Source organism: Candidatus Pedobacter colombiensis, from assembly GCA_029202485.1.
Lineage (GTDB): Bacteria > Bacteroidota > Bacteroidia > Sphingobacteriales > Sphingobacteriaceae > Pedobacter > Pedobacter colombiensis.
Window position 1 is genome coordinate 1,555,944 of record CP119313.1, and the last position, 16,996, is coordinate 1,572,939.

General features: G+C 38.0%; 13 protein-coding genes. 5 read left to right on the forward strand and 8 right to left on the reverse strand.

Annotation, left to right across the window (positions count from 1 at the left end; all coding sequences use genetic code 11):
• The first annotated feature begins 74 nt into the window (after positions 1-74).
• Positions 75-1,319 carry a pitrilysin family protein gene (locus tag P0Y49_06555; protein WEK20794.1) on the forward strand — a complete coding sequence of 415 codons (1,245 nt, stop codon included), beginning with the start codon at positions 75-77 and terminating at the stop codon, positions 1,317-1,319.
• Complete coding sequence (locus tag P0Y49_06560; GenBank protein ID WEK20795.1) at positions 1,312-2,586, forward strand: pitrilysin family protein; 1,275 nt, start codon at positions 1,312-1,314, stop codon at positions 2,584-2,586. The genes P0Y49_06555 and P0Y49_06560 overlap by 8 nt, the downstream gene beginning before the upstream one ends.
• Before the next feature lie 12 nt (positions 2,587-2,598).
• On the opposite strand, the gene P0Y49_06565 is transcribed toward P0Y49_06560, so the two are convergent.
• The 4 genes from P0Y49_06565 to P0Y49_06580 all read right to left on the reverse strand — a co-directional run bounded on the left by P0Y49_06565 (position 2,599) and on the right by P0Y49_06580 (position 8,682).
• Positions 2,599-4,494: a DUF3857 domain-containing protein gene (locus P0Y49_06565; protein ID WEK20796.1), complete on the reverse strand. Its 1,896-nt coding sequence runs from the start codon at positions 4,492-4,494 to the stop codon at positions 2,599-2,601.
• Positions 4,494-6,497, reverse strand: coding sequence for a DUF3857 domain-containing protein (locus tag P0Y49_06570; GenBank protein ID WEK20797.1), 2,004 nt, complete (start codon positions 6,495-6,497; stop codon positions 4,494-4,496). The genes P0Y49_06565 and P0Y49_06570 overlap by 1 nt, the downstream gene beginning before the upstream one ends.
• Before the next feature lie 58 nt (positions 6,498-6,555).
• Positions 6,556-8,391 carry a PQQ-binding-like beta-propeller repeat protein gene (locus P0Y49_06575; protein WEK20798.1) on the reverse strand — a complete coding sequence of 612 codons (1,836 nt, stop codon included), beginning with the start codon at positions 8,389-8,391 and terminating at the stop codon, positions 6,556-6,558.
• Positions 8,392-8,496: 105 nt separating this feature from the next.
• On the reverse strand, positions 8,497-8,682 hold the full coding sequence (locus P0Y49_06580; protein WEK20799.1) for a hypothetical protein: 186 nt from the start codon (positions 8,680-8,682) through the stop codon (positions 8,497-8,499).
• Positions 8,683-8,880: 198 nt separating this feature from the next.
• Between P0Y49_06580 and guaB the strand changes: the two genes are divergently transcribed.
• Positions 8,881-10,350 (forward strand): IMP dehydrogenase, encoded by a 1,470-nt coding sequence (gene guaB / locus P0Y49_06585; GenBank protein WEK20800.1) that lies wholly within the window; start codon positions 8,881-8,883, stop codon positions 10,348-10,350.
• A gap of 57 nt (positions 10,351-10,407) precedes the next feature.
• Here guaB and P0Y49_06590 read toward each other — a convergent pair whose 3' ends face one another.
• A complete protein-coding gene (locus P0Y49_06590; protein ID WEK20801.1) occupies positions 10,408-11,121 on the reverse strand; it encodes a hypothetical protein in 714 nt (237 codons plus the stop codon).
• 65 nt (positions 11,122-11,186) lie between these two features.
• Positions 11,187-13,151, reverse strand: coding sequence for a sensor histidine kinase (locus P0Y49_06595; protein WEK20802.1), 1,965 nt, complete (start codon positions 13,149-13,151; stop codon positions 11,187-11,189).
• 97 nt (positions 13,152-13,248) lie between these two features.
• Here P0Y49_06595 and P0Y49_06600 point away from each other — a divergent pair, with 97 nt between their 5' ends.
• On the forward strand, positions 13,249-14,349 hold the full coding sequence (locus tag P0Y49_06600) for a metallophosphoesterase (GenBank protein ID WEK20803.1): 1,101 nt from the start codon (positions 13,249-13,251) through the stop codon (positions 14,347-14,349).
• Between the two features lie 23 nt (positions 14,350-14,372).
• Here P0Y49_06600 and P0Y49_06605 read toward each other — a convergent pair whose 3' ends face one another.
• Both P0Y49_06605 and P0Y49_06610 read right to left on the reverse strand, forming a co-directional pair.
• Entirely contained in the window at positions 14,373-15,146 is a 774-nt protein-coding gene (locus P0Y49_06605) for an HAD-IIA family hydrolase (GenBank protein ID WEK20804.1), read from the reverse strand.
• A 143-nt stretch (positions 15,147-15,289) separates the two neighbouring features.
• Complete coding sequence (locus P0Y49_06610) at positions 15,290-16,177, reverse strand: aldo/keto reductase (GenBank protein WEK20805.1); 888 nt, start codon at positions 16,175-16,177, stop codon at positions 15,290-15,292.
• A gap of 160 nt (positions 16,178-16,337) precedes the next feature.
• Between P0Y49_06610 and P0Y49_06615 the strand changes: the two genes are divergently transcribed.
• On the forward strand, positions 16,338-16,994 hold the full coding sequence (locus tag P0Y49_06615) for a FadR/GntR family transcriptional regulator (GenBank protein ID WEK20806.1): 657 nt from the start codon (positions 16,338-16,340) through the stop codon (positions 16,992-16,994).
• Positions 16,995-16,996: the final 2 nt, after the last annotated feature.

Below are 16,996 nucleotides of genomic sequence, written 5' to 3' on the forward strand. Positions count from 1 at the left end.
TTTGTCCTTTATTAAAAAGGATAAGCTTTCGGCTGTCCATTATTCCTATCTTTGGCTCAATTATTTTTTAATATATGGTAGATTTTAACCGTTTTACATTAGCCAATGGGTTGCGTGTACTGGTACACGAAGATGATACTACGCCTATGGCGGTGTTAAATATTTTATATGATGTTGGTGCAAGAGACGAAGAGCAGGACAAAACAGGTTTTGCACATTTATTTGAGCACCTAATGTTTGGCGGATCAGTGCATATTCCAAGCTACGACGAGCCTTTGCAAAGGGTAGGAGGCGAGAACAATGCTTTTACCAGTAACGACATTACCAATTATTACATCACTTTACCGGCCGTAAATCTTGAAACTGCTTTCTGGCTGGAGAGTGACCGGATGTTGAGCCTTGCTTTTTCAGAGAAGAGTTTGGAAACGCAGCGTAATGTAGTATGTGAAGAGTTTAAACAGCGTTACCTGAATCAGCCTTATGGTGATGTATGGTTGAAATTAAGGCCGCTTGCCTATACTACACATCCTTACCGCTGGGCAACCATAGGGCAGGATTTAAAACAAATTGAAGATGCGAAAATGGAAGACGTTAAAGCATTTTTCCAAAAGCACTACAATCCGCAAAATGCCATTATGGTCGTGGGTGGAAATGTTAAAACTGAAGAGGTAAGGGCGCTTGCAGAGAAATGGTTTGCACCAATTCCTGCCGGAGAAAGATACCTTAGAAATTTGCCTAAGGAGCCGATGCAGACAGCTGAAAGAAGAGAAATAGTCCGTGCAGATGTTCCTTTAAATGCGATTTACATGGCCTTTAAAATGCCTGCAAGAAGTGATAATGCATACCAAACTTATGACCTGATGTCTGATATCCTTTCACAAGGACAATCCTCAAGGTTGTATAACAGTCTGCTAAAAGAGCAGCAGTTATTTAGTGATATTCATGCTTATATTACCAGTAGTATCGACGAGGGATTATTTGTGATTGAAGGTAAGCTGGTTGAAGGGGTCAGCATAGAAGCCGCAGAAGCTGCCATCTGGGCTGAGCTCCATAAGCTTATCGAGGAACAAGTGACCGATGTGGAGATTACCAAAGTGAAAAACAAATCAGAATCTATTATGGTATTTGCGGAGATGAGTTTGTTAGATAAGGCTATGAATCTTGCTTATTACGAGTTATTAGGTAATGCTCAAGGCCTGAATACTGAGATCAACAAGTATCTGGCTGTAACACCTGCTGATATTCAGCAGGCTGCAAAAATCACCTTTAAGAAAGAACAATGTTCAACTTTACACTATTTAACTGCCCAAAATGCTTAATCGTACACTAGCCCCGGAATCGAAACTGGTTGATGAAATTAGTTTTATTGAACCTTTAAAACAAGTACTGGACAATGGTATACCAGTTTTTACAATCAATGCAGGTAAACAGGAACTTGTTCGAATAGAGTTTATATTCGAAAATGTAAACTGGGATGCCTCAAAACCATTGGAAGCAATTGCTGTGAGTCATTTAATAAATAATGGAACCAATAAATTAAGTGCTAAAGAAATTGCAGATAAAGTTGATTATTATGGTGCTTTCCTGCAAACAGAATATGGAGCAGATCAAACTTGTGTTAAGCTTTATACATTAAATAAACATCTACAATCGGTGTTGCCGATTCTGCGCTCAATCTTAAATGAAAGTATCTTTCCTGAGCAGGAACTGTCTATTTTTATCCAGAACCAAAAGCAGTCCTTACAGGTAAGCCTGCAAAAAAATGATTTTCTGGCAAGGAAGAATTTTGCAAATGCACTTTTTGGTGAAACACCTTATGGCTCTAATATTCAGCCCTCGCATTACGAAGACATAAAAAGAGATGATCTTTTAAATTATTTTAAAGCAGCGTATAAACCTCAGAACTGTACCATTTTCGTAGCCGGTAAGTTTGAAGAAGCAGAATTCAATATTCTGAACAGTATTATTGGTAAGGGCTGGGACAATAATGCGCCATCAGTAACCAATAAATTTAGTTTTACGAATATTCATCAGGGAGAGATTTTTGTAGAAAAGTCTGAAGCCATCCAATCGGCAATCAGGATGGGAACCCTTGCCATTACCAGAAATCATCCAGATTTTCCAGGTTTTCAAGTATTAAACTGTTTACTTGGTGGGTATTTTGGTTCCAGATTAATGGCCAATATTCGTGAAGATAAAGGTTATACTTATGGTATTGGATCGGCGGTAGCCTCTTTAAAAGATGCAGGTTATTTCTTTATTGCTACAGAAGTAGGAGTAGATGTGTGCAGCAATACCCTTGCAGAAATTGAAAAGGAGATCAGTATACTTAAAACTGATTTGGTGCAGGATGCTGAGCTGGGTTTAGTTAGGAATTATATGTTGGGCTCCATGTTAGGTAGTCTTGAAAATGCATTCTCTCATGCCGACAAGTTTAAGAATGTTTATTTCTCTGGATTGGATTATGGTTATTATGAAAACTATATTCAAACAGTAAAATCAATTACTGCTGCTGATTTAAAAGATCTGGCAAATAAATACCTCAATACCGACAGCTTTACCAAAGTTATCGTAGGCAAAAAATAAAGTATATCCTGGCTAATTTACTTTAGCCAGGATACCTTTTTGTTTATCAGCCTGATAGACCTTTTTATTAAAGGCAACAAAATCATTGTATTTTTCTGGTGGATAAGTCGCATTTACCATCATCTGTGTACGGGTATACACCAGTGTGTTATCCTTTACAACCACCTTGGCCGAATACTTTCCAAATTCTGATTCAATTACAATATCTTTAGGTATAAATTCTACTTTGTACCCTTTTGGAATGGTATAAATAATCTCATCCTCGTCACTGTAACCATATTTAATACTGAAAAAGGTTTTGCGTGCCTCCAATGGGGTTACTGTACTTTCCTGCCTATTTAATAGATTTAGTGTCAAAAATAGTTTGTCTCCACCCTTGGTTAGTAATTGTGAGGATTTTAACTCAATCTGCTCATTTAGTATAGGCAGGTTTTTATTCGGTTGGTTAATGTTTAGTGTAGTAATCTCCACATTCGGTATGCTCAACGTGTTGATTACTCTTTTTCTCCGGTCTGTAGGTTCCATCAATAGTAAGCCAATATGATCTTCATATTGTGCATTTTTATATTGCGTTTCAATATTGATATTGGCAGAACCTTCTTCATCTAGCACTACTTTTGCATTGCGGTGTTGAAGGTTACTGGATGGACTATATATAGGCGTTTGAGCCAGTTTACCTCCATCTTCTGTAACTAATAAAACAGTCCTATTCGAATTGCTGTTTCCAATAAAACCCGCAGGGGTGTATTGGCTAGTGCACTCCAACCAGGTGGTATCTTTTTCCAGCGGCACGCAAAGTATCATGTGGTTAGCCTGATTCATGCTGGCATAGTTCTTATTTAAAGAAGGGAGCCCATTTCCAATAACAACTAGGTTGGATTTTATACCTGCTTCCTGTAATATGGCTTTCATGTAGTTAGATAAGCCTTTGCAATCACTATAATTAACAGCCGATACTTTTTCTGCTGTAATTGGTTTATAACCTCCAATGCCTAATTGTACACCTACGTATCTGGTATTCGATTGCAGATAATTGTATAATATTTTTATTTTTTCCTGGGGTGTTTTTGCATCCTTTATCATCGCCTGGATTTTAGCTTTTGCCGCCTCTGGCAACACTTGGCCACCATTATTAAGGTTAAAAATCCATGAGCCCAGATTTTTCCAGTTTTCAATATTGGCTTTTGAATGGTCATATTCAAACTCATTAGGGGCGACATTTACCCAAGGCATTATATTTCTTAAGCCTACACTCAAGGCTTCAAACTCTGCGGCGGGGATATTTTCGCAGCTCCATTTGTAGTTTATTTTGTCTTTTACCTTTAACGAATCCGTATTTAGCCCTTTACTTTTCAGGTACTTGAAAGTCATGGTCTCCGGTATTTTAAAGGTGTAATTTGATTTTTCAATAGCAATGTCCCAAGTACTTGCCGGGTACCACGTAGGATAATTACGGATCCCACTATAATCAACAGTGTAACTAAACTCTATAGTATATGGAAATTTAGTATGTAAAAATTCAAGATATTTGGCTCTGTCATCCTGATATAAGGTTCCATCAGAAACGGCACTCACATCTTTAAAATCAGCGCTTTTATAATCTTTTATTTTAATGCCCTTTTCATCATAAAGTGAAGCTTTTAAATTGGAGATGCTCGAAAACTTATCGTAATATTCGCTCATCTTCGAAAAATTCTCGCCATTTTTATTCAAAATGGTCATCGCTGTTTTGTAGGTTTGGATTGCAGTTCCAGGGGCTTTTACCTCGTAAATCAATTCTTCATTTCTTATGACTACTGACGCATTGTTGGTTAAACCCGGAGGGATTTTGCTAACATCATAAATTCCTTGTGCTGTAACCCTTGCAAAAGTAAACAGGACGGCTATAAAAAGTATAGATTTTTTCATTAACTTTTCTTAAATACAATTTGTTCAGCCTGCTTTCTAACTATGTTTTTAAAGAGTTCTTTTAAATCATAATATTCTTCAGGAGAATAGATAGCTTTTTTGATAGTTATCTTGCTAGTGATCATTAATTTGTTTTCTTCAGCAGCAAAAATAAAAGTGAAGGATGCGACATCATCCGGTAAGACTATTCTTTCATTCTTGGGAGTTTTATCGAGTTGATATCCTTTCGGAAAATCTACATTAATACGATAGTTCTCTTCTGTAGGAAAAGCAAAATCAACAGGGAATTTTCTCTCCTCCAATTTAAATGGATTTTCTTTTGTTCTTTCGAAAAGTAAAGGAGTGAAATAGGCGAGATTTCCTGCCTCTTCCACATTATCTTCTATCACTACATCCATGGTCTCAACCAGTGGTGCATCAAGGTTATTAAGATCTTGAATCTTATAGTTTTGTATGCCTAATCCTGGTTTTTCCGTTTTGTAGCTTTTCAGAAAGTCAGTTTCATTAGTTGCTGAGCGATATTTATCCCGACGATTCAGCGCTTCATAGTGGGTTGATAATAAATAAAGCTTACCGCTAAGTTTGTTCTCATTATTTAGGGTAAGCATTAAACTTATATTTTTCTTGCTTAGCCTGTTTTCTTCAAGAGATATCCATGCTGCATTTTCAGTTTGTAAATTTACTTTCAGTCCCTGATGATTCAGGTTATCGTAAGCAATCATGCTTGCTGTATGGTCTTTATCAGTTGCATCTAAAAGGATCATTTTATCTCCAATTTCGGCCTGAATAATAACGTTGTTGAATTCGGTAAGCATAGGTATACCAGGATGGGTTCCATTTCCTCGTGTGCTTAATAATACCGGGGAAGCCATAATGTTTGCTTCGGACAAAAGATTAAGCAAGCAAAGGTTAATGTCAGCTGTATTGCCTGTTTTCTTTTCAAAGATAGTTTTGGGATTGGTTTCGGAAGTATAGATGCTATACTTATCATTCCATTTGATATTGTTTTTTACATAATCGAAAATCATCAACATTACCGTGTCAGGTCTGGTTTCGCCTTTTATTATATCTTTTAATATGGTTTTGCTGTAGCTTTTTTTACCAATGAAGGATCCAAAATTCTCATCATCTTTTAATCCTTTAACAATTTTAGGCCATGATGAGGTGACTTCCCTGTAAACCTGACCGGGGATGGTAATAGAAGACAGCTCAAAGCCTATTTTGCTTACATAATCTTCCATCGTGGTAATATAGTTTTCTCGCTTTAGACCAGGTACATTTTCTGCCTGATAATGGAGATGTAGTGATTGTGCGGTAAGTGATTGTCCTTTAATAAAAAAAGTTTGGTTAACCATTTCCTGCTTGGGATTTAAAAACAAATAACCTCCAGCATTTACTTTATATTTGTAATACTCAGGAATGGTAATGTCGTATTGAGAATAAAGGGTAGGGATGGCTCTTTGAAAATACCATGGTCTTAGGGTAAAAATAAAATCAGATGATATTCTGTATTTATATTCAACGATTGATCCTTCTTTGACATTGGGTAATGCAAATTTTTTAAGGGTGTAATTCTTATCCTGTTTTTCAGAAAATTTAGCGTCACCATTTAGCTTACTGGTTACTATTTTACCACCTTCGAGGTTATAAGTAGCGGCATCCATATAGTCTAATTTTGTTTCACCGCTATTTTGCTTATAAAATTGAAGTTCCAGGTTGGCATAATCATACCCGGATTTATTAATGATTTTGTAGCGCGTATGTCGTTCAAAAACATACATAAAATCACCTGTTTTTGGACTGAGTTCAAAAAAACCTCTACCTACATCAAATAATGCTACGGCAGATGCAGCTGAATCTGAACCATTTACTTTGATGTCAAATTCTTCAAGGCCTATTTTACCATATTTAAATGTTTTTGACTTGTTCGTTTGGTTTTCTTGTGCGTATGAAAATGTGCAGATTGTAAATAAGTACACCAGAAGTGTTATTCTTTTATTCATGATGGCGATAATTTATTTACGCAATTATACCATATATCACAAAAAGAAAAGAATTTATTTATTTAATTTTTAACAAAGTTACTACGCCATCCATTGTTGCTACTAAAACAGCATTTGTACTCAAAATATTTACGGTGTTTATCATGGAGTTATCAATTTTATGTGCCCATATAGTTCTGCGCAATTCCGGATCAAAAGCATAAACTACACCGTTTCTTGTGCCGAAAAAGACCTGTTTATCTTTTGCAATCAGCATAGAGGGCGCGTGCTCATAACCAAAATTCATGTTCAATCTCCAGGCTACACCTGGATCTGTTGCTTGTGTCTTATATGCTACAACATCGTTGTTCATGGTTTTACCAAAAATCATCGAGCCATCTTCAGAAATACCAATAGACTCGCGTACAGTAGCTTCCTTATTTCGCCATAGTGAGGTACCGCTATTGGCATCTATAGCATTCAGTACCCTATCCGGAGCTGCAACGTAAACAATGCCATTGTGCGCAACTGGTGTACACATTGCTGGTGAAAGCATGCGGTTTGCATTACCATTGCTCCATTTCCATAATAATGCTCCATTGGTTTGGTTTAAGGCGTATAAATGCCTGCCCCATGATCCAAAGATTACTTTACCTTCGTATAATAAAGGTTTGCCAACAATGGCTCCCTCAACACCACCAAAGGCCCATAGCTGTTTACCTGTCTTGATATTAATAGCCCTGAAATGGTTGTCACTCCCTCCAATGTAAACAATGTCTTTTTCAATTATGGGGGACCCTAAAACGGAGGCTCCGGTTTTTAATTTCCAAATTCGCTTACCAGTATTAATCTTAAGGGCATAGATGCTGCCATCTCCTGATCCAATTACAACGATATCATCAGCTATTGCCGGTGAAGAGTAAATAGCACCATTTGTTTTGAAAGTCCACTTTTTGCTGCCGTCTTCTATACTTAAGGCTTCTACCTCGCCAATGCTGTTCCCAAATATGGCAAGCTTACCATCCGTTGCCGGAGTAAGTACTACATTAGCGGGGGCATGGTAGGTCCAGGCTTTTGTAACCTCTGGAAAAATGGTGTTTAGCTCGTAAGAAGGTCTTTCAACTTTATCTGTGTTTGCCCCGATAAATTTTCCTAGTGCAATTTTTCTCCATGGTTTTTCTATTGACAAACCTGGTTTTTTAACTGCGAATAATACAGAATCACCATCCATGGTTACAATGTTATAACCGCCCAGCGTATCCTTAGCCCTTAAGTTAGAGCGGCCCATTGCACCCGGCACACCTTCAAAATTAAGCGACTGGTTAGTGTGACCATGTCCACAAATCACATATTGAATGTTATATTTCTTTATCCTGTCAATAGCTTCGTACCAGTTGTCTAAACCATTGTCAAGAGGGTAGTGGTTTAGAAAAACTACTGGCATGGTATCCGGAGTGCTTTTTAGCACTTTATCCAACCAAACAACGGCATCTCTTGGGATGTGACCGTCAGACATTCTTACATATGGTCCAGAGGCACAGGCAATAAATCGATAGCCATTATGATCAAATATAAACTTGTCATCGCCAAATGCTTTAATAAAATCAACGCCACCAGATTCAGACCATCCCGTATCATGATTACCCGGAATCACGTGCCAGGGTTTTTTCAATTCACTTAAAATTTCTTTGGCTATCTTAATTTCTTGTTTAGTGCCCATTTCGGTTACATCACCTGTAACCACTATAAAATCAAGATCAGTTTGTTTGTTGATGTCACGCACAGTCCTTCTTAAGTCTTCCTCACCGGTAATAGACCCTACATGTGTATCGGTAACAAAGGCGTATTTAAAGCTCTGGGCATTTACGCCTATAAAGAAAGTGATCAGAATAGCGAGAGAGAAAAGCTTTTTCATGTATCAGTTAGATTTGTGTTGGTCCAATTTACATCTTTTTGATTATAACATGGACTATTCTATGTTTTGAGGATGTAATAAGGTGTTGCCCCGATCTTAAATAGGCTAGGGCCCCGTCAAGGCCCCGGCAACCCCCCAGGAATGCCCCGTCAAGGCCCCCACAACCATTGATCGTTGTACTTCAATAATTTCAATCCTTTTTCTATGTATTTTCTGTTCCTTGTATATAGTTTCATTACAGGCTTTTAATGGTAATTTGGTGTCATTCTTAACAACGCTGTATTTATCCATTTGTTTAGCGCTTAGGTTATAAAACTAAAAAATAAAAGCGGACTTCGAAAAAAGTCAAAAAACTTTAACATTCATACCTACATAGTTAATTTAATTGTAATTTTTTGCGGCCATCAAGCTTTATTTGCAAAACTATTGCGTAATCGTAACAATAATCGTACTTTTGCCCGGCAAATAGTAACTCTTAAATTATTTGCTATGCAACTCGATCCCAATAAATTTATTGCCGAAGGACTAACGTACGATGATGTATTATTAGTGCCAGCTTATTCTGAAGTTTTGCCACGTGATGTGGATACCGGAAGTTTCTTAACGAAAAAAATACGGGTTAATGTTCCTATCGTTTCTGCTGCTATGGATACTGTAACCGAAGCTGGTTTGGCTATTGCCATTGCCCAGGCAGGTGGCATCGGTATGCTGCACAAGAACATGAGCATTGAGCGTCAGGCAGAGGAGGTAAGAAAAGTAAAACGTTCAGAAAGTGGAATGATCCAGGATCCGGTTACTTTAAATGCAAATGCTAAAGTTGCTGATGCATTCCAGATCATGAAAGATTTTAAGATCGGAGGAATTCCTGTTATCGATGCAGATAACAAGCTGGTAGGTATCATTACTAATAGAGATTTGCGTTTTCAGAAAGATATGCAGCGCAAAGTTTCGGAAGTGATGACCAGAGAAAACCTGATTACAGCTGCTGAAGGCACAACGCTTTTACAAGCTGAAGAGATTTTACAGGATTATAAAATTGAAAAACTACCAGTTATTGATAGAGATGGCCGTTTAGCCGGATTAATCACTTTTAAAGACATTCAGAAATATAAAAACTACCCTAAAGCATGTAAGGACGAACACGGACGTTTACGTGTTGGTGCTGCTGTAGGTGTTGCTGCAGATAATATTGATCGCGTAGCAGCACTAGTACAGGCTGGGGTCGACGTAGTGACAGTAGATACGGCACATGGTCATTCGAAGGGTGTAATTGATATGGTGAAAGCCATTAAAGAAAGATGGCCTGAGTTGCAGGTGATTGCAGGTAATATTGCTACAGCCGATGCCGCACGAGCTTTGGCAGCAGCAGGTGCTGATGCCGTTAAAGTTGGTATTGGCCCGGGTTCTATTTGCACTACAAGGATCATTGCCGGGGTAGGTGTACCTCAGTTATATGCTGTATTTGAATGTGCAAAAGCACTTGAGGGTACAGGAATTCCGGTTATTGCCGATGGTGGTATTAAGCAAACTGGCGATATTGTTAAGGCATTAGCAGCCGGTGCAAATGCAATCATGGCAGGTTCATTATTTGCAGGTGTAGAGGAATCGCCAGGTGAGACCATCATTTATGAAGGACGTAAGTTTAAATCTTACCGAGGTATGGGGTCTGTAGAGGCGATGCAACAAGGATCTAAAGATCGTTATTTTCAGGATGAGACTGATGTCGTTACTAAACTGGTACCGGAAGGTATTGTAGGTCGCGTACCGTACAAAGGTACATTGGCAGAAGTTATCTATCAGTACGTTGGTGGTTTAAGGGCAGGAATGCACTATTGTGGTGCAGCTACAATTGAAGATTTGCAGAAAGCTAAATTTGTTCGTATTACTGCTGCAGGAATGAGAGAAAGTCATCCACATGATATTTCAATCACCAAAGAAGCACCAAATTACTCCCGTTAGTAACAAGGTTATAAATTATACAGGGCTGTTAAAATATTGTTTTAACAGCCCTTTTTGCTATAAAAATTCATCTTTGTTAATTTCCCAGGTCCAGGGCTTTTTGAAGTTATTAAATGTACGCAGTGTTTTTATGGTTAAGGGCTGTTCAAAAGTGTCATTTGCTGATGCATTCTCGTTCATCTTTCCACTTACCACTTTACGCGTTTTATTTACAAAATCGTATTGCTTATCATTCATTTCGCCTGAACTATCATGATAGGCGTAGTTATTAGCCTGAACCAACTGCCAGTCTTTATCCAGGTATTTAAAGGCATAATTCAATTTCCAGCGCCAGTTTCCACCGCCTTCAAAAGATAATACAAGCTGGTTATTTTCAATGCGCATAGGACGTAATGGATCACCCATGACTCCTCCTTCTTCCGATCTTAGTATGAAATTGTTGTTTTGAGTGGCTAATCGGTAATTGCCACCTATGGATTTTTTAAAGTATATAGCTAGCATTCTTGGCTTTTGTACTTCCGTAATAATTTCAGTATCATTATCCCCATAAGCTCTGTTTTCTTTTACTGGTCTGTAAAATTCAAGCACAAATGCAATGTCCTTTACATTGTCATTGTTCAGGTCACCGGATACACTGTCGATCACCTTCCAATTGGAAGGGATAAGAGACTCTAGAGATTTTCCGTATGTTGGAAGGGCGGGGAATATAAATGGTTGTGCATATATAGCCGTATGGCAGAGCAAAAAAAATAGGAACAACTTGGTTTTCATCTGCAGGTATTTGTGTTTCGTTGCAAAATGTAAACGATTATTATGCCATAATAGTGTTTTTGGAATTAAGCGCGGGGTAACTCAAAGCAAAATGAAACCAACCTGCCACTTATTTTAACCCGCAATTCGCTCCCATTTTCTTTAATGTACTCTCTGCACAAATGCAATCCAAGACCTACACCTTTTTCATGGCCAGTACCATAAGTGGCCTCAAAAGCATCAGGATTGGTAATGCTTTCAATATTTAACGCATTTGTTTTAGAAATGGTATTGCTTACACAGATTTCTATGGAATACATATTGTGTGTTAAAGTAATACCAATTCCATGCGAGGAAGGGGTAAACTTTATGGCATTGTCGATTAGGTTACGAAGCACCAACTGAATCTGATTTTCGTCAGCAAACACTATAAATTGATCTGTTGCATGGAGGTTGATGGTAATTCCTTTTGCTTGTATAAGTGGTGAATAAACCAGTGCAAGCTCTTCAATAAGTTGTTTGATGTTAAAGGCTACGGGAAGCGTTTTAACACCCTCCATTTGACTTTTTGCCCAATATAAAAGGTTATTAAGGGTATTGTGTATGGTATCTATATTTTTTTTGTTTTCATTCAGCAGTATTTTAAGCTCATCCAAGGTGAGCAAGTCCATATCTTTTAAGGAAAAAATGCTGATTAAGCTGTTAAAAGGGCTTCTCAAGTCGTGGGCAATAATAGAAAATAGCTTGTTTTTTACTGAGTTCGAAGTCTCCAACTGTTCAATAGTTTCACTAAGCTTCAAGGTGCGTTCTTCTACTAGTTTTTCCAAACGATGATTTTGTGTTTGTATTAAAGAAAAATTCTCGTCTTTTATCAATTGTTCATTGCGTATAATAGTCCGATAGCGATCACCCAGGGCAAAAGCAAGCAATAGAAGTTCAATAGTAGAGCCTATAGGTACGAACTCAAAGCTGTAATCATGATAGGTAAGTATTCCCTCCAAACTTAATACTACTGCTACGACGGTGACTTGAATAAATGACCAGGCTAAAATGTAATATTTTGCAGGCTTATGCCCTTTTCTGTAAGCGATAAGTCCACAGCTCCACAAAACGATTGATCCAGCCAATGCAGTAGCCTGAGCCATCATAGATGCAATGCTTTTAAATCCGGTAACACTTACGCATATCATAACAATGCAGCATACAATAAGAAAATCACAAACCCGAACCGATGGTTTAAAGAGGCTTTTGAGGTTGAGGAATTTTTTAGAGAATAGTATTGATGCTATGATGGATATCCCGAGGAAACCATGAGGGTAACGGTTAAGCAGGATTCGTACATCGTTGCCTAATAAATAGCTATATCCTCTCAAATAGAGGACCGCATAAATGGTAAGAGATAGCACATACAAACTGTAATACAAGTAAGTGCTGTCTTTTAAACTGAAATACAGAAAAATGTTAAATAAAAATAGCGTTAGCAATACCCCGATGTATATAACTTCAAGGTTATTTTTTATTGATTTTCCAGGGACGAAATTCTCTGAATTGGCTATTTTGATGGGCGCAATAAGTATGTTATTGGTCTTTAGTCTAAGCCACAGTGTGGTAGGCATATGGTTTTGGGCAGGTAATACGAAAATATAATTATTTGTAATGATTACTCCCTCTCTCCATGGGTGGATAGCACCAGAGACTCTGTGCATCATACCGCTATCGGTGTTGATATAAAGATCAATATAGTCAATGTTAGGAACGTCCAATATTAAATAATCTCTGTTGGAACTACTACTTATATAATCAATTCTGATCCAGAAGGCTGATTTGGTATTTCCCAAATTCAGGATATCAGTTTGTCCTCTTTTAAATTGCCCTTTTTCAGAGCGCTCTTGTATCTGACTAAGTGTAAGCTGGGAGGTTTTATCCTCAAAATAAGAAATGTGTTTACCTAAATTACAGTACGTTAGAGCGCTGTTTAATTGTATAACTGGCTCCGAACTATAAAGATTAAGTTGCCCGAAAAAAATAAATAATAAGATAGGAAACCGCATAAAACTTAATAAGGACTACTCTAATGTAAACAAATTACCCTACAAATTAAATATTAGGATTAACAAACTAAGGAAAAGTACGAATGTTTTAGCTAAGATGGCATCAATATTAATGGCTGATTTATTTTCTTTGGCCGGTTTCCCGGATGAAGATTCTGGAAACCGGAACGATGGACCTTATGTGCTCTATCAAGGAGGGAATGTTCTTGTAAGGAGTATTCATCCTGAAAAGGGTATTCCAAAATCCACGATTCAGACATTTGCAGAAAAGGAAAAAGTTGAAGTTCCGGTTAAGGTTAGTTTTTCTGATCATCCTGATTGGGATTTCTCTGTAAAACTTCAGCCGGTGCTTAAAAATGAACCTTCGGAATTTAAGCAGCCGGAAAAGCTATTGGCTTTGTCTGATATAGAAGGAGAGTTTGAAGAGCTGAGAAAGTTGCTGGTCGCCAATAAGGTGATAGATAGCAAGTATAACTGGATCTTTAGCACTGGTCATGTAGTTATTTGTGGCGATCTGTTTGATCGCGGCAGCGATGTAGTCGCAGTTATTTGGTTATTGTATAAATTGGAACAGGATGCCAAAGCCAAAGGAGGATACTTACATACCATTTTGGGGAACCATGACATTATCAACCTGAGTGGTGATCTACGTTATGTAATGCCAAAGTATTTTATCAATGCCAAGCTGATGGGAGTAGACTATATGACGCTTTATGGCGTAGACTCAGAGCTTGGACGTTGGTTGAGAAGTAAGAATCTGATTGAAAAGATTGGCGACAATCTCTGCTTACATGCTGGGATGGCACCAGAAATTAATAAGCTAAAAATAAGTGTTAAGGAAATAAACGAACGCTGTCGCCCTTATTATGATAAAGTTAAACAGCCAGATCTTTTTGTCGATAAGGCAATATGGAAATTGTTTGAAGAGGCACAGTCATCATTGTTTTGGTATAGAGGCTATTTTCAGGAACCAAAAGCTTCTCTGGAAGAGGTAGAAGAAACACTGTCCTTATATCAGGTAAACAGAATCATAGTTGGACACACAATTACGGAAACAAATGTCGGGTTTTACTATAATGGGAGCGTGTTGGGAATTGACACAAACCAGCATAAAGGCAAACTTGAAGGTGCTTTATATGAGGCCGGAAAATGGTATAAAGTAAATGAAAGGGGAGTGAAAAGCCGTATAGGTGATTAACAACTTATACGGCCTTAATTATTTTACCACCATTTTAATGGAAGTGTAATCTGATCAACAGAACTTACAATTAAATCGGGTTTAAAGGCATAATGAGTTAGTTTTTCCTTCTTTGCTATACCCGAGAGTACCAATATAGTTTTGTAGCCCATTTGTACACCACCTTGAATATCAGTTTCCATCGTATCACCAACTACGGTCGTTTCGGCTGCTTCCAGACCTAAATACTTCCTTGCTGATCGCATCATCACCGGACTAGGCTTACCGATTACAAAAGCTTTCCGGCCTGTAGCCTCTTCAATCATTGCCGTAGTTGCTGCAATGCCCAGGTTACTCCATCCCGGTTTTTTTGGCGAAGGGTCTCTGTTGGTGGTGATGAATTTTGCTCCCGACAGAATCATGTCCACAGCACGCTGAACCATTTCTAGTGTAAAGTTTCTTCCTTCTCCTAAAACCACAAATTCGGGGTCACTATTCACAAGGCTAATGCCATTTTCGTGTAAGCTGGTTAATAAACCACCTTCGCCTAAAACATAGGCTGTACCGTGTTTGCCCTGATCGCCCAAAAATTTACCAGTAGCCATCGCACTGGTATAAATATGGTTTTCAGTAACCTCAATGCCAAGGAGTTTAAGCTTTCTTACCGAATCGAGCCTTGTACGCTGACTATTGTTAGTCATAAAGGTGAAAGGGATATCGTTTTTAATCAAGCCATTGATGAATTTATCCGCGCCTTCAATTAAAGTTTCGCCGCTATAAATAACCCCATCCATGTCTATCAAAAGTCCGTGTTTCATATATTTTCTTCTATGCGTTTTAAAGTAAAAAAAAGGATAAAATGGTCCCTTTTATGCACTGCAAATATAGTGTTCTGAAAACAAATTATGCGAAATAGGTTAGGTATTAAAGTACGCCATTTTGGCTAGAACCTGATTAAAAATTAATTGGCTACCGATACATTATACAGGTCGTACCAATCCTGATGATCCAGATCTATTGTAAAGGCATTGGCAGCATTTTTAATCCTTTGTTCATTGGTTGTGCCAATAAGTGGTAAGGCGCCTAATTTTATCAACCAGGCTACAGCAAGGGACTCAATATTGGCATTGTATTTTACGCTCAGCTCTTCCAGTTTTTCGCGAACTTTTATAGCCTGTTGGTCTGTACCGGCAGCTATTCTGCCTTCGGCAAGTGGGGCGTAAGCTAATGGGCGCATATAGCGTTGTTTGATATAGTCAAGCTGACCATTGTCTAAAGCCTGCGTCCTAAGCAAGTTCAATTCAATATGATTGGTTACAATTGGCTTGGTTAAATAGGAGGCCAGCAATTGATGCTGAAAAACAGAGAAATTGGCTACACCAATACTTTTAATTTTTCCGGAGTCTTTAAGTTTTTCCAAAGTTAAAGCCGTTTCTTCCAGATTAGAAATGGGGTCAAGCTTATCCAGTAAAAAGATATCTAAATAGTCTGTTCTTAGTTTTTTTAATGATGATTCAACACTTTTTGTGATATGGGCTGCTGAAGTATCATAATGCTTTACCCTGATATCCGGATTTTGTGCGTCAGGTACTCTTAGTCCACATTTACTAAACAATACGATATCTTCCCTTTTGAAAGTTCCTTCTTTAAGCAAATCACCAAATAACATCTCACATTGATAAGAGCCATAGCTGTCGCCATGTTCAAAAGTGTTAATCCCCAGTTCTAAGCAGAGCCGTACGATTTTTTTTAAAACATTAGCGGCATCTTTTACTTCATTCCATCTGTAAAAACCATAAACTGCAGGAGAAACTTTAGGGCCTGCGTCACCCATGTATATTTTTTGCATGTGCTGAGCTATTTAACTGAGGTCAATGTCGCTTTTTTAAGGAATATATCAAATAGAAAATGCTGTTATGTTGGATAATCATAAAAAGTTCTTTAAACCATCTAATAAATTTATACCTTTGAAATTCATCTGATGATATGATGAATTTAACTTAGGTAACTTGATTAAGAGAAAATCACTTGCAGACGAAGTAGCCTCCAAGATACAGGAGCAAATTTCTTTTGGGAAATATAGGGTAAATGAAAAATTACCAATTGAGCCCGAATTGATGAAGAGCTTTGGTGTGGGCCGATCTACCATTAGAGAAGCCATAAAGATATTAGCCAATTCTGGTTTACTTAGGGTACAACAAGGGATAGGGACCTTTGTTGAACAATCTACTGGCAGCAGGGAACCAATGGAGCAAAGACTAAAACGCGCCAATGTGCAGGATCTGGATGAAGTTAGGCAGCTGCTTGAAATGAAAATCGCAGAAAAAGCAGCTATTAACAGAACAGATTCAGATATCATTGCAATCAAGACACATTTGGAGGCAAGAAAAAGGGCCGCTATTGCAGGTTTATTGGAAGATTGCATTGAGGCAGATGTGCAATTTCATATTGCAATAGCAGAGGCTTCCAAAAATGAAATTCTGGCGGATCTTTACAGATCTGCTTCTATACATCTTAAAAATTGGTTTTTGCAGATCTATCCGGATACCAGGGTATTTGAAGAGACTTATATCATCCATGAACAATTGTTAAAAAGTATTATCGCGGGCGACGCTAAGAAAGCATGGAGCATTGCCGCAAAAATAATCGGACACGTATCCCAATAAAG